Origin of the sequence: Belnapia mucosa, from assembly GCF_016775475.1 — a bacterium.
Lineage (GTDB): Bacteria > Pseudomonadota > Alphaproteobacteria > Acetobacterales > Acetobacteraceae > Belnapia > Belnapia mucosa.
Genome location: NZ_JAEUXJ010000018.1, coordinates 1 through 25,239, shown reverse-complemented (window position 1 = coordinate 25,239; position 25,239 = coordinate 1). Strand labels below are relative to the sequence as shown.

General features: G+C 67.9%; 23 protein-coding genes. 8 read left to right on the top strand and 15 right to left on the bottom strand.

Features of this window, described 5'->3' with window-relative positions; genetic code table 11:
* Position 1: 1 nt before the first annotated feature.
* Genes JMJ55_RS25610 through JMJ55_RS25575 form a run of 8 tightly spaced genes read right to left on the bottom strand, consistent with a single transcriptional unit; the run spans position 2 to position 5,556 of the window.
* Positions 2 to 559: a HupE/UreJ family protein gene (locus JMJ55_RS25610; RefSeq protein ID WP_202828460.1), complete on the bottom strand. Its 558-nt coding sequence runs from the start codon at positions 557 to 559 to the stop codon at positions 2 to 4.
* On the bottom strand, positions 559 to 1,182 hold the full coding sequence (ureG, locus tag JMJ55_RS25605; protein WP_202828459.1) for an urease accessory protein UreG: 624 nt from the start codon (positions 1,180 to 1,182) through the stop codon (positions 559 to 561). The genes JMJ55_RS25610 and ureG overlap by 1 nt, the downstream gene beginning before the upstream one ends.
* A complete protein-coding gene (locus JMJ55_RS25600; protein WP_202828458.1) occupies positions 1,179 to 1,931 on the bottom strand; it encodes an urease accessory protein UreF in 753 nt (250 codons plus the stop codon). Before JMJ55_RS25600 ends, ureG begins: the two co-directional genes overlap by 4 nt.
* Positions 1,855 to 2,367: an urease accessory protein UreE gene (locus tag JMJ55_RS25595; protein ID WP_202828457.1), complete on the bottom strand. Its 513-nt coding sequence runs from the start codon at positions 2,365 to 2,367 to the stop codon at positions 1,855 to 1,857. The genes JMJ55_RS25600 and JMJ55_RS25595 overlap by 77 nt, the downstream gene beginning before the upstream one ends.
* Positions 2,367 to 4,079 (bottom strand): urease subunit alpha, encoded by a 1,713-nt coding sequence (ureC, locus tag JMJ55_RS25590; RefSeq protein ID WP_202828456.1) that lies wholly within the window; start codon positions 4,077 to 4,079, stop codon positions 2,367 to 2,369. Before ureC ends, JMJ55_RS25595 begins: the two co-directional genes overlap by 1 nt.
* Complete coding sequence (locus tag JMJ55_RS25585) at positions 4,079 to 4,384, bottom strand: urease subunit beta (RefSeq protein WP_202828455.1); 306 nt, start codon at positions 4,382 to 4,384, stop codon at positions 4,079 to 4,081. Before JMJ55_RS25585 ends, ureC begins: the two co-directional genes overlap by 1 nt.
* Positions 4,381 to 4,683: an urease subunit gamma gene (locus JMJ55_RS25580; protein ID WP_202828454.1), complete on the bottom strand. Its 303-nt coding sequence runs from the start codon at positions 4,681 to 4,683 to the stop codon at positions 4,381 to 4,383. Before JMJ55_RS25580 ends, JMJ55_RS25585 begins: the two co-directional genes overlap by 4 nt.
* 42 nt (positions 4,684 to 4,725) lie before the next feature.
* Positions 4,726 to 5,556 carry an urease accessory protein UreD gene (locus JMJ55_RS25575; RefSeq protein ID WP_202828453.1) on the bottom strand — a complete coding sequence of 277 codons (831 nt, stop codon included), beginning with the start codon at positions 5,554 to 5,556 and terminating at the stop codon, positions 4,726 to 4,728.
* A 128-nt stretch (positions 5,557 to 5,684) separates the two neighbouring features.
* Between JMJ55_RS25575 and JMJ55_RS25570 the strand changes: the two genes are divergently transcribed.
* The 3 genes from JMJ55_RS25570 to JMJ55_RS25560 are packed head-to-tail and all read left to right on the top strand — an operon-like array spanning position 5,685 to position 7,929.
* On the top strand, positions 5,685 to 6,161 hold the full coding sequence (locus JMJ55_RS25570; RefSeq protein ID WP_202828452.1) for an ureidoglycolate lyase: 477 nt from the start codon (positions 5,685 to 5,687) through the stop codon (positions 6,159 to 6,161).
* Positions 6,161 to 7,087 carry an allantoinase PuuE gene (locus tag JMJ55_RS25565; protein WP_202828451.1) on the top strand — a complete coding sequence of 309 codons (927 nt, stop codon included), beginning with the start codon at positions 6,161 to 6,163 and terminating at the stop codon, positions 7,085 to 7,087. The genes JMJ55_RS25570 and JMJ55_RS25565 overlap by 1 nt, the downstream gene beginning before the upstream one ends.
* Positions 7,084 to 7,929 carry an NHL repeat-containing protein gene (locus JMJ55_RS25560; protein WP_202828450.1) on the top strand — a complete coding sequence of 282 codons (846 nt, stop codon included), beginning with the start codon at positions 7,084 to 7,086 and terminating at the stop codon, positions 7,927 to 7,929. The genes JMJ55_RS25565 and JMJ55_RS25560 overlap by 4 nt, the downstream gene beginning before the upstream one ends.
* Before the next feature lie 18 nt (positions 7,930 to 7,947).
* Here the strand turns inward: JMJ55_RS25560 and JMJ55_RS25555 are convergent, their stop codons facing one another.
* From JMJ55_RS25555 to JMJ55_RS25535, 5 genes are all read right to left on the bottom strand, one after another.
* Positions 7,948 to 9,984 carry an SEL1-like repeat protein gene (locus JMJ55_RS25555; RefSeq protein ID WP_202828449.1) on the bottom strand — a complete coding sequence of 679 codons (2,037 nt, stop codon included), beginning with the start codon at positions 9,982 to 9,984 and terminating at the stop codon, positions 7,948 to 7,950.
* 99 nt (positions 9,985 to 10,083) lie between these two features.
* Positions 10,084 to 12,174 (bottom strand): peptidase domain-containing ABC transporter, encoded by a 2,091-nt coding sequence (locus JMJ55_RS25550; protein ID WP_202828448.1) that lies wholly within the window; start codon positions 12,172 to 12,174, stop codon positions 10,084 to 10,086.
* A complete protein-coding gene (locus JMJ55_RS25545; RefSeq protein ID WP_202828447.1) occupies positions 12,171 to 13,433 on the bottom strand; it encodes an HlyD family efflux transporter periplasmic adaptor subunit in 1,263 nt (420 codons plus the stop codon). Before JMJ55_RS25545 ends, JMJ55_RS25550 begins: the two co-directional genes overlap by 4 nt.
* Before the next feature lie 162 nt (positions 13,434 to 13,595).
* Positions 13,596 to 13,838, bottom strand: a complete 243-nt coding sequence (locus tag JMJ55_RS25540) for a hypothetical protein (protein WP_202828446.1) — start codon at positions 13,836 to 13,838, stop codon at positions 13,596 to 13,598.
* A 955-nt stretch (positions 13,839 to 14,793) separates the two neighbouring features.
* The gene (locus JMJ55_RS25535) at positions 14,794 to 15,786 is read right to left on the bottom strand and encodes a TAXI family TRAP transporter solute-binding subunit (protein ID WP_202828445.1); all 993 of its coding nucleotides are present in this window, start codon (positions 15,784 to 15,786) and stop codon (positions 14,794 to 14,796) included.
* A gap of 770 nt (positions 15,787 to 16,556) precedes the next feature.
* On the opposite strand from JMJ55_RS25535, the gene JMJ55_RS25530 reads away from it, so the two are divergent.
* On the top strand, positions 16,557 to 17,552 hold the full coding sequence (locus tag JMJ55_RS25530) for a Bug family tripartite tricarboxylate transporter substrate binding protein (RefSeq protein ID WP_202828444.1): 996 nt from the start codon (positions 16,557 to 16,559) through the stop codon (positions 17,550 to 17,552).
* A 74-nt stretch (positions 17,553 to 17,626) separates the two neighbouring features.
* On the opposite strand, the gene JMJ55_RS31740 is transcribed toward JMJ55_RS25530, so the two are convergent.
* Positions 17,627 to 19,834 carry a hypothetical protein gene (locus JMJ55_RS31740; protein ID WP_202828443.1) on the bottom strand — a complete coding sequence of 736 codons (2,208 nt, stop codon included), beginning with the start codon at positions 19,832 to 19,834 and terminating at the stop codon, positions 17,627 to 17,629.
* Positions 19,835 to 20,504: 670 nt separating this feature from the next.
* Between JMJ55_RS31740 and JMJ55_RS25520 the strand changes: the two genes are divergently transcribed.
* The 4 genes from JMJ55_RS25520 to JMJ55_RS25510 all read left to right on the top strand — a co-directional run bounded on the left by JMJ55_RS25520 (position 20,505) and on the right by JMJ55_RS25510 (position 24,672).
* Complete coding sequence (locus JMJ55_RS25520) at positions 20,505 to 20,957, top strand: (2Fe-2S)-binding protein (protein WP_202828442.1); 453 nt, start codon at positions 20,505 to 20,507, stop codon at positions 20,955 to 20,957.
* Positions 20,954 to 22,552: a xanthine dehydrogenase family protein molybdopterin-binding subunit gene (locus JMJ55_RS25515; RefSeq protein ID WP_236034051.1), complete on the top strand. Its 1,599-nt coding sequence runs from the start codon at positions 20,954 to 20,956 to the stop codon at positions 22,550 to 22,552. The genes JMJ55_RS25520 and JMJ55_RS25515 overlap by 4 nt, the downstream gene beginning before the upstream one ends.
* Positions 22,553 to 22,585: 33 nt before the next feature.
* Positions 22,586 to 23,248 (top strand): molybdopterin cofactor-binding domain-containing protein, encoded by a 663-nt coding sequence (locus tag JMJ55_RS31225; protein WP_328702777.1) that lies wholly within the window; start codon positions 22,586 to 22,588, stop codon positions 23,246 to 23,248.
* Between the two features lie 653 nt (positions 23,249 to 23,901).
* On the top strand, positions 23,902 to 24,672 hold the full coding sequence (locus tag JMJ55_RS25510) for a family 16 glycosylhydrolase (RefSeq protein WP_202828441.1): 771 nt from the start codon (positions 23,902 to 23,904) through the stop codon (positions 24,670 to 24,672).
* 293 nt (positions 24,673 to 24,965) lie between these two features.
* Here the strand turns inward: JMJ55_RS25510 and JMJ55_RS25505 are convergent, their stop codons facing one another.
* Positions 24,966 to 25,100, bottom strand: a complete 135-nt coding sequence (locus JMJ55_RS25505) for a helix-turn-helix domain-containing protein (protein WP_236034049.1) — start codon at positions 25,098 to 25,100, stop codon at positions 24,966 to 24,968.
* Positions 25,101 to 25,239 lie beyond the last annotated feature (139 nt).

Below are 25,239 nucleotides of genomic sequence, written 5' to 3'. Positions count from 1 at the left end.
GTCAGACCAGCGCGAGGGCCAGCCCGGCCAGCGCCGTGGCGCCGCCCGCGAGCTGTGCCGCGCGCCGGGCCCAGGGCTGTGCCGCGGCCGAGAGGGCGAGGCCGGCGCCATGCAGCGCCGCCGTGCCGGCCAGCATGCCGAGGAAGGCCGGCGCGCCCAGCATCTCCGTCCCGTGCGCATGGCCGTGCAGCAGGCCGAAGCCGACGGCGAGCAGGGTGCCGAGGACCAGCGGCAGCCGCAGCGACAGGGCCGCCAGCGCGCCGAGGATGATGACCGAGGCGAGGATGCCCGCCTCCACCCCCGGCAGAGCCAGGCCGGCGAAGCCCAGCAGCGCCCCGCCCGCCATGCCGGCGAGGAAGCCGCCCGGCAGGGCGATCCGCGCCCGGCCACCCAGCAGTCCGGCCCAGAGCCCGACCATCACCATGGCCAGCAGGTGGTCCGCCCCGGAGAAGGGATGGAGGAGGCCGGCCATCAGCCCATGATCCAGCGCCATGCCCGGATGGGCGAAGGCGGTGGCCGGCAGCAGCAGCGCGGTGGCAAAGAGGATGATCGGGTTCATCAGGCAGCCTTTCGCGGGGCGATCCCGCCCTGGGTGAGGATGAAGTCGGCAATCTCGGCGACGCCGAGATTCTCCTTGAGGTTGGTGAAGATGAAGGGCCGCTGCCCGCGCATCCGCCGCGCGTCGCGATCCATGACGGAGAGATCGGCCCCGACCAGCGGCGCGAGGTCGATCTTGTTGATCACCAGCATGTCGGAGCGGGTGATGCCGGGCCCGCCCTTGCGCGGGATCTTGTCGCCAGCCGAGACGTCGATGACGTAGATCGTCAGGTCGGCGAGTTCCGGGCTGAAGGTGGCGGCCAGGTTGTCGCCGCCACTCTCGATGAACAGCACTTCGAGCTTCGGGAAGCGCTGCACCATGTCATGCACCGCGGCGAGGTTGATGCTGGCATCCTCGCGGATGGCGGTATGCGGGCAGCCGCCGGTCTCGACGCCGGCGATGCGTGTCGGGTCGAGCGCCCCGGCGCGGGTCAGGAATTCCGCGTCTTCCTTGGTATAGATGTCGTTGGTGATGACGGCGATGTCGTGCGTCTCCCGCAGATGGCGGCAGAGGCGTTCCGTCAGCGCCGTCTTGCCGGAGCCGACGGGGCCGCCGATGCCAACCCTGAATGGTCCGTTGCTCATGAGCGGAAGAGCCTCGTGTATTGCGTCTCGTGACGCATGGAGAAGAGGTCGAGCGCCGGCGCCGCGGTGCCGAGACGGTCGAGATCGGCGGCGAGGGCGGCATCCGTGGCCTGCTCGACGATGGGATGCAGCGCCGCGGTGGCGATCTGCCCATCCGTCTGGCCGAGCGGCACCAGCCGCACCCCGGCCGAGACGAGATTGGCCGCGAAGGCCGCGAGCCAGCCGGTGAGCGCTGGCCGCAGCGGCAGGCCCCCGAACCCGGCCGCCGCGCCGAAGGCGACGGGATGCGCGAGGTTCCGCGGATGCCGCGCGGCGAAGGCGGCGAAACGTGCCTCCGGCCAAGCCGATTGCGTCACGCTGGTGAAGGCCGTGCCCTGCGCCATGGTCTCCAGCGCCAGCTCCGCCGAGCCGCGCCAGGCTGCCGCCAGTTCGGCGACCTCGTCCAGCGCCGGATCGTCCCCGGCGACGGCACCGCGCCAGGCGGCTGCCAGCAGCGCACCATCCACCCGCCCGGCGCCGGCCAGCAGCACGGTGCGGATATAATCGAGCAGGCTCGCGCGGTCGCGCACCACCCCATCCTCCACCGCCGTCTCCAGCCCATGGCTGTAGGTATAGGCGCCCACCGGATAGGCCGGCGAGAGCCAGGCCAGCAGCCGGTAGAGCGCCGCGCCCTCAGTGATGGTGGTCGTGGTCATGGCCGTCATGGTGATGGTGGTGGTGATGCCCCGGCTGGCGGTTGTGCTCGCCATAGGCGCCGCCTTCGGGGTTGAAAGGCTCCTCCACCTTCCGCAATTCGGCGCCGAGGCCGCGCAGCATGGCGACGATCACATGGTCATCGCGGATCAGCAGCCGGTCCGGCTGAATCTCCGTCGGCAGGTGCCGGTTCCCGAGATGCCAGGCGAGGCGCATCAGCCGTCCCGAATTCTCGGCCCGCACTTCCACCAGCGGCTCCGGCGCAGCACGCACGAGGATGACGCCACCCTCCTCCAGCAGCAGCCCGTCGCCCTGGCGCAGCGCCATGGCGTCTTCGAGGTCGAGCAGGAAGGCGAAGCCGTCCTCCGCCACATAGCGCTTGCGGCGGCGGAAGCGGTCATCGAAGTCGAGCGTCACGACATGGCGCGCGGTGCGCTCCACCCATCCTCCCGCCGGGAGGACCTGGGTGGCGCGGGGCAAGGCCTCGCTCATCAGAACAGGAAATACCGTTGTGCCATGGGCAATACCTTCGCCGGCTCGCAGACCAGCAGCTCGCCATCCGCCCGGACCTCATAGGTCTCGGGATCGACCTTGATCCTCGGCAGCGCGTCGTTCAGCACCATGTCGCGCTTGCCGATGCCGCCCCGCGTGTTCCGCACCGCGATCAGCTCCCGCTGCAAGCCGAGCCGCGCGCCGATCCCATCCTCCAGCGCTGCCGCGGAGGTGAAGGTGACGGCGCTCGCCACCATGGCCTTGCCGAAGCTGGCAAACATCGGCCGGTAATGCACCGGCTGCGGCGTCGGGATGGAAGCATTGGGGTCGCCCATCGGCGCCATGGCGATGGAGCCGCATTTCAGCACCATGTCCGGCTTCACCCCGAAGAAGGCCGGCGACCACAGCACGAGGTCGGCGAGCTTCCCCACCTCCACGCTGCCGACATGAGCGCTGATGCCCTGCGCGATGGCCGGGTTGATGGTGTATTTGGCGACGTAGCGGCGGATGCGCAGGTTGTCGTTCTCGCCCGCCTCGCCCGCCAGCCTTCCACGCTGCTGCTTCATCTTGTGTGCGGTCTGCCAGGTGCGGATGATGACCTCGCCCACCCGCCCCATCGCCTGGCTGTCGGACGACATCATCGAGATGGCGCCGAGGTCGTGCAGGATGTCCTCGGCGGCGATGGTCTCGCGCCGGATGCGGCTCTCGGCGAAAGCCACATCCTCCGGGATGCGCGGATCGAGGTGATGGCAGACCATCAGCATGTCGAGATGCTCGTCCACGGTGTTCACCGTGTAGGGCATCGTCGGGTTGGTGCTGCTGGGAAGGAAGTTCGGCTCCCCCACCACCCGCAGGATGTCCGGCGCATGCCCGCCGCCCGCGCCCTCGGTATGGAAGGCCTGGATGGTGCGGCCCTTGATGGCGCCGATGGTGCTCTCGACGAAGCCGCTCTCGTTCAGCGTGTCGGTATGGATCGCCACCTGGATGTCGAAGGCATCGGCGATGGCAAGGCAGGTGTCGATCGCCTTCGGCGTCGTCCCCCAATCCTCGTGCAGCTTGAGCCCGCAGGCCCCGCCGCGCACCTGCTCCTCCAGCCCCGCCGGCAGGGCGGCATTGCCCTTGCCGAGGAAGCCGAGATTGACCGGGAAGCTCTCCGCCGCTTGCAGCATCCGCGCCATGTGCCACGGCCCCGGCGTCGCGGTGGTAGCGAGCGTGCCATGCGCCGGCCCGGTGCCGCCGCCGAACATGGTGGTAATACCGGAGGCCAGCGCCTCCTCGATCTGCTGTGGGCAGATGAAGTGGATATGCACATCCAACCCGCCAGCCGTCAGGATGCGCCCCTCGCCGGCGATGATCTCCGTCCCCGGCCCGATGACGATGGTGACGCCCGCCTGCGTGTCCGGGTTGCCGGCCTTGCCGATGGCGGCGATCCGCCCGTCCTTCAGCCCGACATCGGCTTTGATGATGCCCCAGTGATCGACGATGAGGGCATTGGTGATGACGGTGTCCATCGCGCCCGCCGCGCGCGTCACCTGGCTCTGGCCCATGCCGTCGCGGATGACCTTGCCGCCGCCGAATTTCACCTCCTCGCCATAGGTGGTGAAGTCCCGCTCCACCTCGAGGATGAGGTCGGTATCCGCCAGCCGCAGCCGGTCGCCGACCGTCGGGCCGTACATGCCGGCATAGGCCGAGCGGGACAACCGTGCCGACATCAGACCTGCCCCTCCGTCTCGCCCCGGAACCCATGCACCAGCCGCTGGCCGCCAAAGGGGATCAGCCGGACGCTGCGGCTCTGCCCCGGCTCGAACCGCACCGCGGTGCCGGCCGGGATGTCGAGCCGCCGCCCGCGCGCCTGGCTGCGGTTGAAGGTCAGCGCCGGGTTGGTCTCGGCGAAATGGTAGTGGCTGCCGACCTGGATCGGCCGGTCGCCGGCATTGCCGACCTCGATCTCGATCGCCTCGGCGCCCGCATTCAGTTCGATCTCGCCCGCGGCGGGCAGGAGTTCGCCCGGGATCATCGAATCGGCTCGTGAATTGTCACAAGCTTCGTCCCGTCGGGGAAGGTCGCCTCCACCTGAACTTCATGGATCATCTCGGCGATGCCCTCCATCACCTGGTCCCGCGTCAGCACCGTGGCGCCGTCGCGCATCAGCTCCGCCACGCTCCGCCCGTCGCGCGCACCCTCCACCACGTAATCGGTGATCAGCGCCACCGCCTCCGGATGGTTGAGCTTCACGCCGCGCTCCAGCCGGCGCCGCGCCACCTGGGCGGCCATGGCGATCAGCAGCTTGTCCTTCTCGCGTGGCGTCAGGTGCATGCGGGCCTCATTCGGATCGGGGCGATCATGGCCCGGCCTCCCCTATATCGTCCACAGCCGAGGCAGGCGCGGCGGCCGGCCAAGCGCCCCCTCGCGCACCGCCGCGATCGCCGCCCCCACCGCCCGCCGCACCGTGCTCGCCCCGCCGAGCCAGCGGGCGAGCAGCAATCCGGGCCGCGGCAGTGTCGCCGCCGCCCCCGCCTCGCGCAGCAGGTCCCGCATCGCCTCCGCCTCGGGCGCGGCGAGCAGCAGCATCGCCATGCTCTCCGCCCCGCCGAAGCCGAAGGGGGCGGTGAGCTGTTCGCCGGGTGCCTCCAGCGCCAGCGCATCGGCCCAGAGCAACCCGCCCGGCCCGCGCAGCCGCCAGGAATCGAAGACCGAACCTGCGCGCATCCGCTCCCCCGCCGCGGCACGGCCGAAGACCAGCATCTCGACCGCCAGCAGCCGCGCCCCTTCGGCCAGTTCGGCTTGCATCCGCCGTGCCATCCGGGCGCCATCGAACAGGATGGTCTCCTGCGGCAGCCATTCCAGCACCGCGCCGGCGCCGAGGGTGAGCCGCGTTTCGATCCGCGTCTCCGGCCCGAGGCTGCGATAGAGCTTCTCCGCCGCCGCGGTGCAGAGCGTCGCCTGCGCCCCCGCCTCCAGCCGCACCGCCTGGCGCAGCGCGTCGCCGCCGGCGAGGCCGCCGGCGCAGTTCAGCAGCGCCGCGGTCGGCGGCTCGCCTGGCTCCGGATCGGGGAAGAGCACTCGCAGCGGCGCCTGCTGGAACAGGTGCCGCAGCACGGTGCCGCGGGAGGAGGCGGCGAAGCCCAATTCGAAAGCACCATCGGCCCGCTGATGGCGGGAGGGCAGGGCAGGGGCGTCACGCGGCATCGCCCCAGCATGGCATGGCCGGCGGGGGCGGCAAACCGCGCCATTCCGATTCCGCACGGGCGCAGCCCTTACCCCCTTCCGCTCCCCGGCGGGGGCGGACATGCTGCCCCGGATCGAGAATGGGTGTGATGATGATCCTGAGGGCCGAACCGCTGACCTCCGCCGCCTTCCTGGCCTTCGGCGAGGTGATCGAATGTCCGAGCATCCCGGGCCGCACCTATTTCGAGGATGCGCTGGCCAATCTCCGCCCGAAGGCCCGGCCGAGCATCTCGCTGACGGTGAAGGACCAGCCGGCCGCGATGCCGCTGCGCTCCACCACCATGGAGAGGCACGAATTCTCCTCGCAGAGCTTCATCCCGCAGCAGGCCGGGCGCTGGCTGGTGATCGTCGCGCCGCATGCCAAGGATGGCGGGCCGGACATGGCGCGGGCGCGGGCCTTCCTCGCCGGGCCGATGCAGGGCGTCACCTTCGGCGCCAATGTCTGGCACCACCCCTTCACCGTGCTCGACGCGCCGGCCCGCTTCGTCATCATCATGTGGCGGGACGGCAGCAAGGGCGATGAGGAATTCGTCCAGGTCCCCGAATTCACCGTGGAACTGCCCTGATGGCCTATGAGGTGAAGCGCGACTTCATCGGCTATGGCGCCAACCCGCCCGACCCGCGCTGGCCGAACGGCGCCAGGCTGGCGGTCAATTTCGTCATCAATTACGAGGAGGGTTCCGAGCCCTCGATCGAATTGGGCGATGGCTATTCCGAGCACGGCCTGACCGAATCCCATGGCGTCAAGCAGGTCGCCTCCGGCCGCGACCTGGCGGCGGAGGGGATGTTCGAATATGGCAGCCGCGTCGGCTTCTGGCGGCTGACACGGCTGTTCCAGGAGCGCGGGCTGCCGCTGACCATCTTCGGCTGCGCCCTCGCGCTGGAACGCAACCCGGAGGCCGCCGCCGCCATCCGCGCCGCCGGCTACGATGTGTGCAGCCATGGCTGGCGCTGGTTGAAGCATTTCGAACTGTCGGAGGCGGAAGAGCGCGACCACATCGCCCGCGCCGTCGCCAGCATCGAGCGGACCACCGGCGCGAAGCCCGCCGGCTGGTATTGCCGCTACGGACCGAGCGTGAACACTCGTCGCCTCGTCGTCGAGCATGGCGGCTTCCTCTACGACAGCGACTATTATGGCGAGGAACTACCCTTCTGGCTCACGGTGGAGGGGCAGGGCCATCTCGTCGTGCCCTATTCGCTGACGAACAACGACGGGAAATATGCCGCCACGACGGGCACCGGCGAGCAGTGGTTTTCCTATATCCGCGACGCTTTCGACATGCTGCTCGCCGAGGGCCGGGCGGGGCGGCCGAAGATGATGTCGGTCGGGCTGCACCAGCGCCTGATCGGCCATCCGGCCCGCGCCGCCGGGCTGCAGCGGCTGTTGGACCATATGATACAGGCGCCGGATGCCTGGATCACCCGCAGGCTGGACATCGCCCGGCACTGGGTCGCTACCCATCCTTATCCTGGGAAGGGCCTGAACGAATGACGCCGCTGCTCGTCGCCCTCGGGGAACAGCGCTACCGGATCGAGCGGCCCTGGGGCGAGCTGCCCGAGGGCCCGGGGCGCATCAGCGACGTCGCCTGCGATGCGGCGGGCAATGTCCTCGTCCAGTACCGGACCGACCCTTATGCCGATCCGGCGGCGCCGGCGATCGTCGTGCTCTCGCCCGAGGGTCGGCGCATCGGCGCCTGGGGCGGCGGCGAGGTGGCGGACGGCCATATGTTCACCGTGCATCCCGATGGCCGCGTCTTCGTCGTCGACCGCGATGCACATGAGATCATCATCTTCTCGGCCGAGGGACGGCGGCTCGGCGGGCTGGGCCGGCGGCACGGGCCGGGCGAACCCTTCAACGCCCCCTGCGACATCGCCTTCGCGCCCGATGGCGGCATGGTCGTGGCGGATGGCTATGGGAATTCGCTGATCCACCGCTTCACCGCGGATGGCACCTGGCTGGGTGCCTGGGGCCGGCCGGGACAGCGGGCGGGGGAATTCGCCACGCCGCATTCCGTCTGGGTGCTGGGAGATGGCCGGGTGCTGGTGGCGGACCGGGAGAACAACCGCGTCCAGGTCTTCACGCCCGAGGGCACGCATCTGATGGACATCCGCGACCTGCACAAGCCGATGGATGTCCATGGCGGCCCGGATGACAGCTTCTACGTGACAGACCAGATCCCCCGGCTCAGCCAGTTCAACGCCGAGGGAAGGCTGATCGGCCGCTGCCGCCCGGTGCTGAACGGCGCGCATGGCATGTGGCGGGATCCGGCCAGCGGGGTGATCTACCAGAGCGAGCAGAACCCGAACCGGCTGACGCGGCTGGTGCCGGTCTAGGCTTAGCGGAGGGCCCGCCTATCGGCCTTCATCCGCGCCAAGCTCCGCCAGCCGGTCCCTGGCTTCGGCCGTGCCGAGGGCCAGGGCACGCCGGTACCAATTCGCCGCCTGAGCGCGGTCGCCCAGGATGCCCTGCGCCCGGTTCGCGGCGAGGAAGGCGGGGTCGTAGGTGCGGCCCAGGGCGAGCGCGGCCGGGCCGCTGCCGGCCGTGGCCGCGCGTTGATAGAGAAGCCGCGCCGCCGAGATGTCGCCCAGCCGCATCATGGCATCGCCCCGCTGGATGGCTGCTTGGGCGAAGGCCGGATTGGGGGCCGGGGATACCGCTTGTGGCGCCACCGGCGCGGGGATGGTGGCCGCAACCGGCACCGGCACCGGCACGGGCCGAGGCTGCTCGGCCTGACGGGCCGGGCTTGGCGGCGGCACGGGCGCTTCGGCCAGCGGCACCGGCTGGGTCGCTGGGGTATCGGCAACCTCCCGCTGCGGCGGGGGAAGATCCGGCGAAGGCTTGGCCTCGGGCTCTGCTTCCGGCTTGTGCTGCGCGGCGAGGTCGCCGGACCCTTCGGTGGGACCGGGCGCGGAGCTCTCCGCGGCAGGCAAGGCCGGGGATGCGCCTGTGGCCGCCAGCGCAGCCGGAGCCGGTTCCGCCTGACTGTCCGGCCGGGTGTCATCCGGCTGGGACGGCGCGGCAGCCGGGATCGGTGGCGTATCCGCGGCCATGGCCAAGAGGTCGGCTGGGATGACCGTCAGGCCGGCCATCACCAGCCCGGGCCCGGGCTCGATCGCTGGCGGGTCGGGGGTGAGGGTGACGCCTGCCAGCAGGGTCAAGGCCGAGGCGTCATCCCTCGGCGCAGGCAGGTCCGCGGCTGGTGCCGGCCCGGGATCATCGGCCGCAACCGCTTGCGCCGGCTGTGTCTCCGTCTCAGCCACGGAGGGTGGGGGAGGCGGGATGGAGACCGGCACCGCCTCGGTGGCCTTGTCCTCGACCGGGATCGCCGGGCCTGCCGGCTGGGCAACCTCCGGCTCGGCCGGCCGGATGGCCGGCTCGGGCAGCGGGGCGGCCATCGCCGTGCCATTGGTCCCGTCGGCCTGGCCCTCGTCGGAAGCGTCGGGCGGCAGGCCGCCCCGCAGCGGCTGCGACCATGCGGCCAGCTTTTCCGCCGGCGGATCCGCACCCCGCAAGGGGGCCGCGAACAAGGTCTCATCGGGCAAGGCCTGCGGCGGCGGCGATGCCGCGGTGGCGGGAAGCTCCGCCTCCTCGGAAGCCGGGGTGGTCAGGCTCTCGGCGAAGGCGACGGGCAGGAACCGGGGCGGCTCCTCGGCCAGCAGGGCTGTCGCCTCCTCTCCGGCATGGTCGTGGCCCGGCAGCCAAGGGAGACGATCGAGGATGCCATCCCATCCGCTCGATGCCAGAAGGGCGAGGCGGCTTTCGAGAGGCGTCGCGGCATAGAGGCCGACCGTGCCCCCGAATGCCAGCGCCAGCAGACCCAATGCCGTGCTGCGCCAGCGGCTGCCGCGGCTCCGGCGAGTGCTGGCGGCCCGGCGCCGGATCTTTGGGGCGGCCGAATCGTCTCGCCTGCCCTGGTTGCCCGGCGGAGCCGGCGATTCGGTGTCTCGTTCGCCAGCGAGAAGCCGCTGCACCAGGCGGGTCCATGTAGCGTCGCGGGGCAGGGCCAGCGGCGCCAGCTTGCGGAATTCGTGCTCCAGCACCAAGGCGAGGCCAGGGACCGTCCGCTTCGGGATGCAGAGATAGATGATCGGCGGGAAGCGGCCGTATCTGGCGGTGAAGCTGGCGTCCTCCAGCATCAGCTTCAGGCGCTGGGCGGCATTCGGCGTGACATTGCCGGGGACGAAATCGAGGAGCGCGATCCCGACCTGGCCATGCAGCAGGATGTAGGGGATGCGCGCGGGCTTCACGACCCCGTTCGCATCCAGCAGGCCATCCAGCAGGCAATCCTGCAGCGCGATCCAGCCTGGCTGCAGTTCGGCAATGACAGCGGCCAGGGCCGCGGCGACGAAGTCCCCCGATTGCCCCGACCGGGGCTCGAAGGACCTCATATCTCCCACGGGGTTCACCAAACCCGCTTCCGCCGGACCGTAACGCATGACGCTTTCTGCCTTTAGGAGTCGTGCAGTCGCAAGTCTGTCCTTCTCACCCTAATCCGGGTCGTGCCCGATCCGCAGGATGGTATCGGCCCCGGTCATCATCTCCGGACGGTGGGCGACGCTGATGCGGGTGATGGAAAGCCGCCGCAGCCGCTCATTGATCTGCTTCTCGGTATCGACATCGAGATGCGCCGTGCCTTCGTCGAGGAACAGGATCTTCGGGCTCTTATACAGAGCGCGGGCGAGCAGGACACGCTGCTTCTGGCCGCCCGAGAGCGAGCTGCCCATATCTCCGACGAGGCTGTTATAGGCCATGGGCATCGACATGATGTCGTCATGGACGCTGGCCATCTGGGCGCAGTCCACCATCCGGTCATGATCGAAGGCCGGATCGAAGAAGGAGATGTTGTCGGCGATCGAGCCCGACAGGAGCTGATCCTCCTGCATCACCGCCGCCACCTGTTCCCGGTAGACCCGGACGCCGATGGTCTTGAGCGGGATGCCATCGACGAGGACCTCGCCGCTGGTCGGCTCCAGCAGCCCGAGCATGATCTTCAGCAGGGTCGTCTTGCCGCCGCCGGACGGCCCCATGATGGTGATGAAGCGCCCGGCCTCGACCTTCAGGTTGACGTTCTCGAGGATGAAGCGCTCCGTCTCCGCATAGCGGAAGGAGACGTTGCGGAGCTCGAGTGTCCCGCGGATGGGGGTGGCGAAGGCCAGCGGACGGTCATGCCCCGCCTCGACCGGATTCAGCGCGATGTCGGAAATCCGCTCCAGATGCAGATCGAGCAGCCGGAATTCCAGCACCTTCTCCACCAGAGTCGAGGCCTTCCCGGTGAAATTCGTCTTGTAGGCCATGAAGGCGAAGATCATCCCGATCGTCATCTCGTTGCCGACCGCGAGCATGGCGGCGAGATAGACCGTCACGATGTTCTCGATGCCGAAGATGGCCGTGTTCATGGTCCGGAACTGGATCTGCGCGCGGCCGAGGCGGATCTGGGCATTGACCGTCTCGGCATGGCGGTTGAGCCACTGGCCTTCCCGGTCGGCTTCCCGGTTGAACAGCTTCACGCTCTGGATCGCGCGGGCGGTCTCGATGAAGTTGGAATTCTCATGCGCCTCGGCCTGGATGGACGCCTCGCTGAGGTCGCGGAAGCGCCGATACAGGGCGATGCGCAGGATGAAGTAGAGCAGGAGCGCGACCAGGACGACGAGCGCGAGCCTGGGGCTGTAGATGAAGATCATGGTCAGCGTCGCGAGCGCCATGATCCCATCGATCACGGCGAGGATCAGCCCCTCGGCGAGCACATTGCGAATCGGCTCGATCGAGTTGAAGCGTGACAGGACATCGCCGATATGCCGCTTCTCGAAGAAGCCGAGCGGCAGGCGTATGAGGTGGTGGAACAGCCGCGCGCCGATCTGGAAATGCACCGCATTCTGCACGACCAGCACGATATGCGAACGCAGTGCCGAGGTCGTGATGTTGATGACCGTGAGCAGGCCGAAGCCCAGCGCCAGGGCCAGCATCAGGTCGACATCGCCGCGCGCGATCACCTCATCGACCGTGATCTGCATGTAGAAGGGTGCGGCGATCACGAGCAATTCGAGGATGATGGAGAGGACGAAGATCTGGGCGAGCGGGGTGCTCACCCCCGACATCTGGCCCCAGAAGATGCGGAAGGGCAGCCGGGCCTTCTCGTTCTTGGCAACGAAGCCCTCGGCGGGCGAGAGCTCGAGGGCGATGCCCGTCAGGTGCTTCGAGGCCTCGGCGATGGAGTAGGTCTTCGCCCCGGAAGCGGGGTCCAGGACGATGATGCCCTTGGAGGTCACCGCCTTCAGGACCACGAAATGGTTCATGTCCCAGTGGACGATCGCCGGCAGGCTGAGCTGCGAGAGGTCATCGATCTCGAAGCGGAGCGGCCGGCTGGCGAGCCGCATCTGGTTCGCAACCTGGATCAGGCCCCGCAGCGTCACGCCGTTCATCGAGACCGGATAGCGGCGCCGGAGCGAGTTCAGGTCGATGCGGTGGCCATGATAGCCGGCGACCATGGCGAGGCAGGCGAGGCCGCATTCCGCGGCCTCGGTCTGCAGGATCGTGGGCAGGCGGCGCCCGCCACGGAAGTCGAGAAGCCCTTCGATCATCCCTGGATTCTCGCGCTCAACAACGGGTTCAGGATCCAGTCCACCAGCGTGCGACGCTCGAGGATGATGTCGGCGCGCAGCAGCATGTCCGGCTGCAGCGAGACCTTCTTGCCATAGGCATCGACATCCGGCCGGTCGAGCAGGACGGTCGCCCGGTAGGCCGGCTCCCTCAAGGTGACGGGACCGGCGATGTCGGTGCCGACGAGGATGGTCTGCGACACCTTGGCGATGCGGCCTCGATAGGTGCCGAACTGCTGGTAGGGGAAGGCGTCATAGAGAAGTCGCACCGGCTGGCCGACATCGACGAAGCCGATGGCCCGGGCGGGAATGAAGACCTCCGCCTGCAAGGGGCTTTCATCCGGCACGATCTGGAGCTGGAGCCGCTGCGTATCGGCGGGCTGGCCGGCGGTGGCCTGCAGGGAAGAGACGCGGCCGGTGATCGGCGCGCGGATCACATAGGCGCGGCGGCCATTCACCTCCGGGATGCGCTGTTCCGTCGTGGACAGCTCGTTGCGGAGGGTCTGGATCTTCTCCGCCTGGACGAAGGGGAGTTGTTCGAGGGTGTAGCGGGTTTCGATCAGCTGGCTGCGGCGGGCGGTCATCTGCTGGCTCAGGGCGAGCAGGGCCTGGCGCTGTTCCAGCAGCCCTTCCTCGCGGCGCCGCTGCTCCACCTCCGACACCAGGCCGCGCGAGGCCAGTTGCGAGCCCGAGGTGACCAGACGTTCCACGACCCGGATCCGGTCGCGCTGCACCCCGGCCTGGGCTTCGATCTGGTTCAGCTCGGTCTCCAGCCCCTGCATCTGCGCCGCCAGGCGCTCGCGCTCCGACGCCGTCCGGCGCTCCTCGGCCGCGATCTGGCGGGTGAGGGCTTCCCGCTGTTGCAGCAGGCTCTTCATGATGCTGGCATTGACGTCTTCGCCGTCGGTGGCGAACTGGGTGGTCGTCACCGCCAGGAGGGGCTGGCCCTCCTCGACACGCTGGCCCTGTTCGACATAGACGGCGCTGACGATGCCGGGCTGGGGTGCGACTACCCGCGCCGTGCCGGAGGCCGGCATCAGATAGCCGGTGACCGTTTCCTTCCGGGCGTAATTCGCGCAGAAGAGGAAGGCGATGATGGCAGCGGCGGACAGGGTGATGAACCAGACCGTGAGCCGTACCGGCAAGGGTTGCAGCGGTACTACCCGGCCCCATTGCCGGTTGCTCCGCTGGAATTCGACGACTTCCTGGCGGAAAAGGGGACGTGTGGACGGAACCCCCATCAGGATGCCTCGTTATCTTTGTGACAGACGCGCCTTGGACTGCTAGAAATTCAGGTGCAGTTCACGGTCAACGCTCTCTCATCGTGTAAATATATGCTCATGAGAAAAATGTGGTCTGCGACTGCTGGCACAGTCGCAGACCACACTCGTGGCTACTTAGTATTAGTAGGCGTTGCCGCCGGCGCCACCGTTGCCGCCGGTGCCGTTGGCGGAGCCGTTGTTCACCGACACAGGCACAGCGAAGCTGTTCCGGATATTGCCGGTGGCGACGCCGGTAACGCCACCAACGCCGTCGCCGCCGTTGCCGCCGTTGCCGCCAACCTTGATGTAGGTGTAGCGCGACGCGCCCCAAGCGCCGTTGACGGCATCGAGTTCGGCAGCGGTCAGGGTCGTGATGGTGCTCATGAGTAATCTCCTCCGTTTAGTCCCACGAATGGGGCGAAAGACACCTGCCTTTCGCATGCAGTACCTGGCAGTACTGCATCTCTTGGACGGTATATCCTTGGATACTCCGTCAATTCTTGCTCTGCCTCAACCTTGGCTGGGCAGTGAAAAGCCGTGTGGCGTGATGGACCGGATGATGGAAGTTCCAGCTCAACCTTGCCGACGTACTCGTCGCGGTCCCTGAGGGGGGCATCCAGAAGCCTGTGCCGATCTTGCTGTGCTGCGGCAGGGCGGCGGATACTATCAGGGTGTTTCGAGTGTTCATTCGGCGTGGCATGAGCATGTCGATATCCCGTCTGGGTTCGGCAAACAGCATATCGATCACCAACATTCGGCAAGGCGGGACTTGTGTATCTACAAGCGATATTACATGAAAGATTAAGTTTGCCGGCGGCATGCAACAGAAGACTTGTCGCAGGCACCTGACGGCCACTTGTTCAGCCTTCTTGTCGTGGTCCTCCTGGCGTTCCTTGTCTGTAACACCACGCTACTGGCGTGATTCGCAGAGCGTCAACGCGTTGCTCTTCGCTACACGGACACGTTAGAGAATTCCTAATCTTCGGTAGAATATCCCTTCGATGTTCTTCTTGCGCAATCCAAACACAGTGTTTCGGACACACGTCATGCGTGTGCTGTTTCCGGGAAGAGCACGTATTCCTTGCGGCAAGAAGGAGTTTGTTGCGAAGTCGTAAAGCGACCTCATGGCAGTCTCAGCTAGCGGCGAGGCCTGCTTTTTCTGGACTGTACGGAACCATGTAGTCTGTCTCCGTGAGGCGCAAGGGGCGACTGGCGAATAGGCTTGCCCGCGTCTTCGTTGCGGACTGCCGGCCTTCAGCCCTGACAGCCGCCTCGACGCAGGCTGGTCAGGCGGGCGACGCCGTGAGCGGGCGGCGCCGACCCATCTCCGGCCGGAAAGCTAACCTCCTGTCACCTCCGGGTTCCTGAAGCGGCGGGATGGCTGGGCCTGGGGGCGCGGTGGCTGGCTGCCGAATTTCGTCCATCCCGGCACGGTTGCCGCCAGATTCACATCGCGCCATTTCGGATGGCGCGGCGGTCGCAGGAAGGTGTCGTATTTCAGCGCCAGGGCGCGGGAGAAGCGCATGAGCCGGTCGCGGCGCTCGACATTCTGGTGGTTGTAGGCGGCCAGCACCGCGCCCACGGCGATGGTGTCCACCGTCTGTCCGGCCGGCACCTGATCCGGATAATCCGCCGCGCTGAAACTCGCCGGGAGATAGGTTTCCAGCAGCGGATCCGACAATGGCACCGGGAGCAGGCGTGCGCCCTCGGGCAGCGGCGTGGTGAAGCGCGCCGGCTTGCCGGTGACGCGCACCATGGCGGCGATGTCGCCGCGGCGGAGCTTTTCCGTCGCATCCACCGTCGCGTCATAGACCGGCTGAATCGCAATGCCGAGCAGGGAGAAGAGCAGGGTCGCGGTCATGGCCGTGCCGGAGCTCCGGTTGTCCATGCTGACCAGCTTACCGGCAAGCTGGTCCAGCCGCTCAATGCCGGGGCCGGCAAAGACATGGACTTCCTCATCATAGAGCTTGGCGACGTATTGCACCTGCTGCTCAATGCCGGCGAAGACCTTCTGCTGCGAGGCCGCGGTCAGCACATCCGATTGGACGATGGCGAGGTCGATGCCGCGCAGATAGAGCAGGTCGGAGATGTTCTGCAGCGATCCCTTGCCGATGATCGGCAGGATGCGCAGCCCATCGACGCCATCCAGCACGGCCGCGAGATCGGCCGCGAAGCGCGTATAGGTTCCATCGAGCCCGCCAGAGATGACGCCGAGCGTATTGGCATTCGCGGCGGTCACCGAATTCGGCACCGGCTGAGCCTTGACCAGGCCCGGCAAGCCAAGCCCGGCGGTGGCGGCGGCGAGACCGACGAGGAGTTCGCGGCGGATCATGGGATTGCTCCTCTGTCGTGGGTTGCCGGAGAGCTGCGAGGAGCGCTGTGGCGGCGGGGTCGCCGAGCGTGCGCGCCCGCTGGTACCATTCGCTGGCCTTGGCAGGATCGGCCATGCCGGGGCTGCCGCCGAAGATCGGCAGGAAATTCGGGTCATAGGTCTTACCCGCCGCGATCGGCGCGGCCGAGGACTCCGGATGAATGATGGCTGCCCGTTCGTAGAGCAGGCGTGCCCGCATGATGTCTCCTCGCACCATGGCCGTGTCCCCCATCTGCATCAGGGATGCGAAGATCGGCGGTATGGTGGATGTGCTCGGAGGCAGGTCGAGCAGGGGAAGCCGCGCCGGCGGGCCGCCCTGGGCGAGGGTGAAGGCTCGGCCAGGATGGCCCGAAGGCCCGACTGCCGTGACGGCGTGGGCAGGCATGGCGAGGGCAAGCACGAGGAGCATCGTGGAGCATGTCCATCGCGGGACACGGCTCCAAGGCTCCTGGCCAGTCATGGCTCGCTCCATGATGGCAATAACGGGACGCTCTGAAACTCTGGCGCGCGGCTGGTATGCATTGCAGCCTCCGCTGGCAGGAAACGATGCTCGAAGACTGGCCGGGCGGGATCGCAGTTTCGGGACCATAGCCTGTGAATTCAGCGGAAAGCGCAGGAAGATTGTGTTTTCCACTCACGAGAGCTTGTGGCGGTAGGATCTTGCATGGTGCTGCTGGGCTCTCCCACGCCATGCCAAGCTCCCGGCTTCGGGAGAAATGCTGGGAATGGCCATGCACACTACACGTCGGATACTGGCGCTTTCGCTTGCCTCTGCGACGCTGCTTGCCGGCAGGGCCTCCGCGCAGCGGCGGCCGGCCCAGCCGGAGGACTGGCCGAAGCAGACAATACGCCTGGTGGTGCCCTTCGCGGCCGGCGGCTCGACCGATGTCGCGGCGCGCATCCTGGCCGAGCGGCTGGGGCAGACCCTCGGCCAATCCGTCGTGGTCGAGAATCGCAGCGGCTCCGCCGGCTTCATTGGTGCCGAATCCGTCGCCAAGGCCTCACCGGATGGCTACACGCTGCTGATGGCGACGACCGGACTGCTCTCGATCGCCCCGCATCTCTATGCGCAGATGCCCTTCGATCCGATGCGGGATCTCGCCCCCGTCTCGCTAGCCTTCGCAACCGACCTCGTCATCGCCGCGACCAATGGCCTGCCGGTGACGACGCTGCAGGAGCTGCTCCGCTACGCCAAGGAGCGCCCGGGCGCCGTGTCCTATGCATCCTCCGGCGCGGGCACGACGACGCATGTCGCCACGGAGCTCTTCCGCCTCGCGGCCGGGCTCGATCTCCTGCACGTGCCCTATCGCGGCAGCGGCCCGGCTATGAACGACCTGGTCGCCGGCAATGTCCAGCTGATGGTGGATCAGGTCGCCAGCTCGATCGGGCAGATCAAGGATGGCCGCATCCGCGCCCTGGCGGTGACAGGGGCCAGGCGGCATCCGCTGCTGCCCGATGTGCCGACGGTGGCGGAGGCAGGGCTGGCGGGCGCCCAGGCGACCTCCTGGGGCGGCATCATGGCGCCGGCCCATACCCCGGATGCAGTCATCGGCAAGCTCAACGGCGCCATCCGCGACGCCTTGGCGCAACCCGCGGTGCAGCAGCGCATGGCCGGCGCGGGGGCCGACCCCGCGGCCTCCAGCCCCGCCGAATTCACCAGCTTCATCCGCGCGGAAAGCGAGAAATGGGGCAAGGTGGTCCGGGAGGGACACATCACCGTCGGCTAGCCGGCCGGCGATGTGTCCCCCATTTGGATCCGGTCAACTCAGCGGAATGCCGGGCTCCAGGAGCCCGGCCCCGGTCACACCCAGACCGTGTCGCCGAGATAGATGGTGCCGTGGTTATTCATGATATCGACCTTGCTCAGATCGGTCCCGGCGCTGAAGTAGATCTCGCCCCAATTGTCCTCGACGATGAAATCACCCCAATCCATGACATCGTCGAAGTAGATGACGCCGTAATTGTCCTCCACCTCGAACTTCCCGTAATTCATCAGGTCCCCGAAGCTGATCGTTCCCCGGTTCTCCTCGATCTCGAAGAAGCCCTGGAAGAGGTGCGAGTAGCTGTCGCCGGTGATGGCGCCCAGCCCGCCCATGATCTGGCCGAAATCGATGGTGCCCAGATTGTCGTCGATCTCCAGCGAGCCGACGAAGATATGCCCGAAGGCATCGCCGCCGACATGGCCGCCGCCACCGGTCACGTCGCCGAACAGGATGGTGCCCTGATTGGCGTCGATGCTGGAGAAGCCGCTGAAATAGTGCCCGAAGGCATCGCCACCGAAGCTCCCGGTGCCGCCGGTCACGTCGCCGAAGGTGATGGTGCCGAGATTGCCCTCGATCGACAGGCAGTCCTTGATCAGATGGCCATAGGCATCGCCCCCGACCCCGGACCAGAGCTCGCCACTGACGCCGGTGGCCCCGCCATCTCCGCCATCGCCACCATCCGCGGTGGCATTCCCGCTATTGCTGGCGAGGATCTTGGCATCGGATGCCGTGATGTCGCCGGCGAGGACGCCGCTGACGGCGATGCCGCCATCGCCGCCATCGCCGCCATTCCCGCCTGCGACAACCCCGGAGGCAGGCTCGGCCATGCCGCCGGCACCACCGGTGACATCGCCCAGATGGACCACGCCTTGGTTGTCGTCGATGACCAGGCCGCCCTTGATGGTATGGCCATAGGCATTGCCGCCATTGCCGGCCCAGGCATCGCCGCCTGCGCCGCCGGTCCCGCCATCGCCGCCATCGCCGCCTGAGGCATTCGCATCCCGGCTATGGGAGACGGAGAGGAGGATGATGGAGGCGTTCACATCGCCAATCGCAGCGCCGCTGATGGCGATGCCGCCATCGCCGCCATGGCCGCCATGGCCGCCATTGCCGCCCGCGCCGGCCATGGCGTCGCCCCCAGCGCCGCCGGTGATGTCGCCGAAGCGGACCACGCCCCGATTGTCGTCGATGGCCACGCCGCCCAGGATGAGATGGCCATAGGCATCGCCGCCATCGCCGGCCTGGACATCGCCGCCATCGCCGCCATGGCCGCCATCGCCCCCGTGGCCGGCCGAGGCATCGGCACGGCCGGATTGCTGGACGACCAGCTTGAGCACGGAGCTGCGCGCGCCTTCAGCCAGGATGCCGCTGATGGCGGTGCCGCCATCGCCGCCCGCACCGCCGGCGCCCCCGGCGCCGCCGACCCCGGCGATCCCCAGGCCGCCGGCACCGCCGGTGATATTGCCCAGGCTGATCACGCCCGAATTAAGGCGGATGGCGATGCCGTCGAGAATGGTGTGGCCATAGGCATCGCCGCCATCGCCGGCCCTGGCGCTGCCGCCATCGCCGCCATTGCCACCGTCGCCGCCCTGGCCACCGCTGGCGATGGCCATGCCGCTGTTGTTGCTGACGATGGTGATGGACGAGGCCTTCGCCGTGCCGTCCAGGATGCCGCTGATGGCGCCACCCCCATCGCCGCCCGCCCGCCCGACGCCACCGGCGCCACCGGCGCCGGCAACGGCCATGCCGCCATCGCCGCCGGTGACGCTGCCGAGATTGATCAGGCCGTGATTCTTGGAGGTGATGACGCTGCCGGTGATGATGTGCCCGCAGGCATCGCCGCCATCCCCGGCCTGGACATCCCGCGCGACCTTGCCTGAGCCGCCATCGCGGCCCGCACCGCCCGTGGCGCTGGCAGTGCCGGTCCGGGTGAACACCATGCTCACCCGGGCGTTGACGGCGTCCCCGGCCAGGCCGCCACTGACGGCGGTGCCGCCCTCGTCGCCCGCGCTACCTGCCCCGCCGCGGCCGCCCGCGCCAGCGCTTTTCGCGCTGCCATCGCCGCCTTTGACGTCGCAGATGCTGTAGGAGTCGAGCTTGGAGCTGATCGTGAGATCACGGGAGACCAGGCGCCCATGGGCGTCGGCCCCGGCACGGCCCAGGCCGACAAGCCCGGACAGCGTCAGGTCATGGCCGGAAAAGGCATTCCTCGCCAGGGAAGTGGCATCCTGCCCGTAGGGCGACAAGTCTCCTCCATCGGATGCCAAGTAATCAGGCCTGCCCAGGGCCATGCGGCCCTGAAGAGAGCCGGAGCCGGTCTGTCTTATGCTCATGATTGTTTCTCCCAAATCAAACGGACGCGTCGGGGCAACCAGGCTGTGAGTCGAGCGCGCGGATACACGCCTGTGCTTGGCGCGTCAGTGAAGTCGCAAGAGAGGCTGCTGTAAAAAACGTGAAACCAGCGCGTTCCAGCCACTTTCCGGGATCAACCTAACTGAAAGGATTGCTGGCTTGAAATACGGTATAGAAACAAGAATACGTTACGATATCACAGTATACGATTTACTTCACTGAATGCGGAGATGATTTACTTGGCTGTTATTGTGCGTAAGTAATTCAATCTATAGTTGAGATAATGAGCATTGTGGGGCGGTTGCCCGGCTCCGCAACAAACTCGCCTGCGCATGCACCGCGCGGACCGCCGAATCGGCAGGGTCAGGTCGCGTTCGGCCTCGCTATGGTTCGGACTCCGCTCGCTCAGGCCCTTTCGGAATGGATGCAGCGATGCGGGGGCAGGCCGGATGACGACAGCGTGCCGCCGTAGGGATCAGCACATCCGGGGTTTCGGGACCGCCGGCACGACCATGCAGGACTCAGCGGCCAGGGGCGGGGCAGCGGCCGGTTGTGGGGTATTCCATGCTTTCCTTGCGAGTGAACGGGACGGCCCATGAGGTCGAGGTCCCGGCGGACATGCCGCTTCTCTGGGTCCTGCGGGATGTCATCGGATTGACGGGGACCAAATTCGGTTGCGGCATCGCCCAATGCGGCGCCTGCACCGTCCATCTCGATGGCAAGCCGGTGCGCGCCTGCATCCTCCCGGTCGGCTCCGTCGGCGCGCGGCAGGTCACGACCGTCGAGGTTGTCGGGCAGAGCGCGGCGGGCAGGAAGATCCAGGAGGCCTGGATCGCGCTCGACGTGCCGCAATGCGGCTACTGCCAGTCCGGCCAGGTCATGTCCGCAGCGGCGCTGCTGGCCCGCACGCCACAGCCGAGCGATGCCGATATCGCTTCCGCCATGTCGGGCAATATCTGCCGCTGCGGCACCTACATGCGGATCCGCGCCGCCATCAAACAGGCTTCCGAGGCATGAGCGGCAGGGGGAAAATCATCCAACCGCTCCGCTCCGGCCCGTCCTTCGCGCGGGTCGAGCTCTCGCCACTCCCGCACCGGCACATCCTGGCCGGCGGCCTCGTCTTCGCCTTCGCGGCGCTGGGCCGGAAGAAGGCCCGTGCGGCAGGCGAGCAGCCCGGGCTCCAGGCGATCCAGGGCACGAGCGGCGGTGGCGAAACCGGCGCTGCCTTTCAGGGCTTCGCCCCGGGCGGCTTCATCCGCATCGCGCCCGATGGCGGCATCACCCTCATCATGCCGAGCGTCGAGATGGGGCAGGGCATCTACACCGCCGAAGCAACGCTCCTCGCCGAGGAGCTCGAGGTCGGGCTCGACCAGGTGCGGCTCGAAGCCGCGCCGCCGAATGAGGAGCTGTACACCCAGCCGCTTCTCAAGTCGCAATCGACCGGCGGCTCGACCTCCGTCCGTGGCGCCTGGGTGCCGCTGCGGCAGGCCGGCGCGGCCGCACGCACGATGCTGATCGGGGCCGCCGCCGCCCGCTGGGGCGTGCCGCCCACGGATTGCACCGCGAGCCGCGGCACCGTCACGCACGGGCCGACCGGTCGCAGCCTCGGCTATGGCGAATTGGTGGAGGATGCCGGCCGGCAGCCCGTGCCGCAGGACGTGCCGCTCAAGGATCCGTCGCAATGGCAGATCATCGGCAAGCCGGTGAAGCGGCTGGACACGCCCGGCAAGGTCGATGGAACCGCCGTCTTCGGCCTGGATATCCGCCTGCCGGACATGAAGGTCGCCACCGTCTCCGCCTGCCCGGTCTTCGGCGGCAAGCTGCGCTCGGTGGATGACAAGGCCGCACGCGCGATGCCGGGCGTGCGCGACGTGATCCGCATCGAGAATGCCGTTGCCGTCATCGGCGACCATTACTGGGCCGCCAAGCAGGGGCTCGAGGCGCTGCGGATCGAGTGGGATCTCGGGCCGAATGCAGGGCTGTCGAGCCGCAACCTGGTCGACACGCTTCGGGCCTCCTACGGGAAGCGCCAAGCGGTCCAGGCCCGGCGCGACGGCGATGCCGACCGGGCCATGGCGGGCGCGGCGAAGCGCGTCGAGGCCGCCTATGAACTGCCCTTCCTCGCCCATGCCACGATGGAGCCGATCAACACCACCATTCATGTGCGGCCGGATGGCTGCGATATCTGGGTGGGCACGCAGGTGCCGACGGTCGCGCAGGCGATCGCCGCCGAGGTGCTGGGCCTGCCGAAGGAGAAAGTGGCGGTCCACAACCAGCTCATCGGTGGCGGTTTCGGCCGCCGGCTGGAAGCGGATCCGATCGGGCAGGCCGCGGCCTTCGCCAGGCAGGTGAACTACCCTCTCAAGATCGTCTGGAGCCGCGAGGAGGATATCCAGCACGATCTCTACCGGCCCGCCTATTACGACCGGATCTCGGCCGGGCTTGGTGCGGATGGCAGGCCTGTCGCCTGGGTGGACCATGTCACCGGCGGCTCCGTCATGGGCCACTACTTCCCCGGCGGGCTGCCCGAGGGCGCTGCGCAGCCGCCCTATGACCTGCCCATCGTCCATGTGGACTGGACGCGCGAGGACCCGCCGGTGCCGATCACCTAGTGGCGCGGCGTCGGCCCGACCCACAATGTCTTCGTGGTCGAGAGCTTCATGGATGAGCTGGCGCATGCCGCCGGCCAGGACCCGATCGCCTATCGCCGTGCCATCCTCTCCGGCAAGCCGCGCGCAAGGGCGGTGCTCGACCTGGCGGCCGAGAAATCGGGCTGGGGCACGCCCCTGCCGGCCGGCTCGGGGCGCGGCGTCTCGCTGCATGACAGCTTCGGCAGCTACCCCGCCGTGGTGGTGGAGCTGGCGGTGACGCCATATGGCGAGGTGAAGCTGCGCCGCGTCGTGGCCGCGGTCGATTGCGGCGAGACGATCAATCCGGACACGGTGGCGGCGCAGGTCGAGGGCGGGCTCGTCTTCGGTCTGTCCGCCGCGCTCTACGGCGACATCACCTTCGAGGGCGGCCGCGTGCAGCAGAGCAACTTCAACGACTACCGCATGATGCGGATGAACGAGACGCCGCCGATCGAAGTGCACCACATCCGCAACCGCGAGAACCCCGGCGGCATCGGCGAGACCGGCACCGTCTCGGCCGCGCCCGCCCTGGTCAATGCGATCTTCGCCGCGACCGGCAAGCGCCTGCGCCGCTATCCCGTGGACCGGCGTGCGCTGATATCGCCCGAGACCGGCAATCGTGCCATCTCCGGCCTGCCCGTGATCGGCCCCCATTGGGTGGTCCGCGGTGAATGTTAGTTCAGCGTTGGTCTGGGCGCCACGGTTTGCAGGGTCGGCTGCGGGCCGGCGTGGCGTCGATGAAAATGCAGGCGGCCCGGGCGATCCGCGACACCGCCTGTAACCGGCACTGTTCTCGATCAGAATAGTATATGAAATACAATACTTGCACGCTTCGCTCGCATCCGGATAGTGCGCGCTGCCGCCTGGGAGACCTCCCGTCGGCCTGGCAACACAGCAAGAGGCCAGAGGTTTGCACAGCACTACCCCCACCGAAGCTGCCGCCCGCCTCGCTCCTCACGGGAGGCCGGCAGGATGAAGGCGTAGCCGCCCGGAAGAAACGGCCTCGCCTGCCGGCCTGATGACCGGGCTCCCGGCACCGTAGCGGCGGTGCCGGCGCCGGGCGGCTGTCCCGACGGCCGCGCGGATCACACCACGAATAGGATAACCCGCCGATGGATGCGCCTGCCGCGCAGCCGCCGGCCGTCCCTGGAACACGTCGCGCAGCCGGCGCGGCGTGCCCGGCGCGGGCTGCGCGCAAGGCTGCGCGTGCCGCGCCCCGGGCCTGGAGCAGTCGCCTCCGGGCCAACCCGCCGCGTCGCCCGCCGGCGCAGTCCTGCCGTGACGGTGCGGCCTGCCGCGGTTCCTCATCGCAACTCGGGAGAACTCGACCCTTGGCCATCAACAACGAGACGGACCAGCCTTTCCACGAAACCTTCGATAATGGCAGCGGCGCGCTGAGCCATCATTGGGGCAATGCCGTCGATACCTCGATTCCGGGCCAGATCACCCTGACCGGCACCTCCGGCACCATGGAATTCCCGGGTGGCCCGACTGCCGGCCATGGCTATGGCACCTACACGGTGGATGCGAAGCTCGACGGCAGCGAAGCCGGCCCGGCCGTCCTGCTGTGGCCCGGCGACGATCAGTGGCCCGGCCAGGAGATCGACGTCGTCGAGATGCTGGGCGGCCGGCAATACGGCACCCTGCACTGGAGCAATGGTGGCAGCGACGCCTACGAGAGCCGCTTCTTCGACGGTGTCTCGAACGGCGAATTCCACCAGTACCAAGTCGTCTGGGAACCGGGCCGCCTGACCTACAAGGTGGATGGCGCCGTCCAGGGTGTTCTCACCGACAACGTGCCGCTCGACCACGATGCGGGCGGCATAAATAACGCCATCAGCGTGATGAACAGCAGCGATAGCACCTCGCTGACCGTGCGCAGCGTGGATTACCAGCCGCTCGGCGGAACGGGGAGCGCCGAGGTCGTACAGCCGCAGCCGGCCACGGTGGATCACCTGGTCCAGGCCCCGGTATCGGATCCCGGCCTCGACCAGCCGTCCCCCGCTGCAGCGGCCGGTAGCCCCGACGCGCCGGTCGACTGGAACGCGATCGCCGCGCTGGTGATGGCCAATTACGAGGCCACGGGCTCCTGGCACCTGTGACCTGATGCGGGCGGAGGGGCTGCCAGCCCCTCCGCCTATTCCCACTCGATAGAACAAGGCACGTAAGCCTTTGATATAAAAGGATATTTTTTCGGTTTGCAACTATTTTGCAACAAACTTTCATGCCGCATCGCGCGAGGGCGATCATAAGCCTTCGAGAACCGGAGCGCACGAGAACGGGCGCAGCAAACTTTGCCATGCCATTGCGGGCTATGGCTGATGCAACGGTGCCACATGCGGCTGCCCGGCGCCATGGCGAGCCCCCTCTGTCGCACCATGGCGCCGTTCGCCCCCTACCCTGGCAGCCGCGATATGGTGCTGTGACTCACGTTATAGCTGCGGGCAATTTCCGTCAGGGCTTCACCGGCATTCCTCCGCGCCACCGCCTCCCTCTGCTGGTGGAGAGTGAGCTTTGGCTTCCTGCCCATCTTCACGCCGCGTGAGGCGCTTGGGTCTGGTGGTCCAGGTTCAGCGTTAGCCTTCGCCGGCCTGAGGCGCTTGGGTCTGGTGGTCCAGGTTCAGCGTTAGCCTTCGCCGGCCGTCGAACCCCTCGTCGACCCGCAAGGG

Excerpts from the sequence above, each read along its gene's own strand:
- JMJ55_RS25535 (WP_202828445.1), bottom strand. The coding sequence starts at position 15,786 with ATGATCCGCCGCGAACTCCTCGTCGGTCTCGCCGCCGCCACCGCCGGG.
- JMJ55_RS25570 (WP_202828452.1), top strand. The coding sequence starts at position 5,685 with ATGATGATCCTGAGGGCCGAACCGCTGACCTCCGCCGCCTTCCTGGCC.
- JMJ55_RS25560 (WP_202828450.1), top strand. The coding sequence starts at position 7,084 with ATGACGCCGCTGCTCGTCGCCCTCGGGGAACAGCGCTACCGGATCGAG.
- JMJ55_RS25545 (WP_202828447.1), bottom strand. The coding sequence starts at position 13,433 with ATGGGGGTTCCGTCCACACGTCCCCTTTTCCGCCAGGAAGTCGTCGAA.
- JMJ55_RS25600 (WP_202828458.1), bottom strand. The coding sequence starts at position 1,931 with ATGGCGAGCACAACCGCCAGCCGGGGCATCACCACCACCATCACCATG.
- JMJ55_RS25530 (WP_202828444.1), top strand. The coding sequence starts at position 16,557 with ATGCACACTACACGTCGGATACTGGCGCTTTCGCTTGCCTCTGCGACG.
- JMJ55_RS25565 (WP_202828451.1), top strand. The coding sequence starts at position 6,161 with ATGGCCTATGAGGTGAAGCGCGACTTCATCGGCTATGGCGCCAACCCG.
- ureC (WP_202828456.1), bottom strand. The coding sequence starts at position 4,079 with ATGTCGGCACGGTTGTCCCGCTCGGCCTATGCCGGCATGTACGGCCCG.
- JMJ55_RS25610 (WP_202828460.1), bottom strand. The coding sequence starts at position 559 with ATGAACCCGATCATCCTCTTTGCCACCGCGCTGCTGCTGCCGGCCACC.
- JMJ55_RS25575 (WP_202828453.1), bottom strand. The coding sequence starts at position 5,556 with ATGCCGCGTGACGCCCCTGCCCTGCCCTCCCGCCATCAGCGGGCCGAT.
- JMJ55_RS25550 (WP_202828448.1), bottom strand. The coding sequence starts at position 12,174 with ATGATCGAAGGGCTTCTCGACTTCCGTGGCGGGCGCCGCCTGCCCACG.
- JMJ55_RS25580 (WP_202828454.1), bottom strand. The coding sequence starts at position 4,683 with ATGCACCTGACGCCACGCGAGAAGGACAAGCTGCTGATCGCCATGGCC.
- JMJ55_RS25585 (WP_202828455.1), bottom strand. The coding sequence starts at position 4,384 with ATGATCCCGGGCGAACTCCTGCCCGCCGCGGGCGAGATCGAACTGAAT.
- JMJ55_RS25595 (WP_202828457.1), bottom strand. The coding sequence starts at position 2,367 with ATGAGCGAGGCCTTGCCCCGCGCCACCCAGGTCCTCCCGGCGGGAGGA.
- JMJ55_RS25555 (WP_202828449.1), bottom strand. The coding sequence starts at position 9,984 with ATGAGGTCCTTCGAGCCCCGGTCGGGGCAATCGGGGGACTTCGTCGCC.
- JMJ55_RS25505 (WP_236034049.1), bottom strand. The coding sequence starts at position 25,100 with ATGGGCAGGAAGCCAAAGCTCACTCTCCACCAGCAGAGGGAGGCGGTG.
- ureG (WP_202828459.1), bottom strand. The coding sequence starts at position 1,182 with ATGAGCAACGGACCATTCAGGGTTGGCATCGGCGGCCCCGTCGGCTCC.
- JMJ55_RS25515 (WP_236034051.1), top strand. The coding sequence starts at position 20,954 with ATGAGCGGCAGGGGGAAAATCATCCAACCGCTCCGCTCCGGCCCGTCC.
- JMJ55_RS25520 (WP_202828442.1), top strand. The coding sequence starts at position 20,505 with ATGCTTTCCTTGCGAGTGAACGGGACGGCCCATGAGGTCGAGGTCCCG.
- JMJ55_RS25540 (WP_202828446.1), bottom strand. The coding sequence starts at position 13,838 with ATGAGCACCATCACGACCCTGACCGCTGCCGAACTCGATGCCGTCAAC.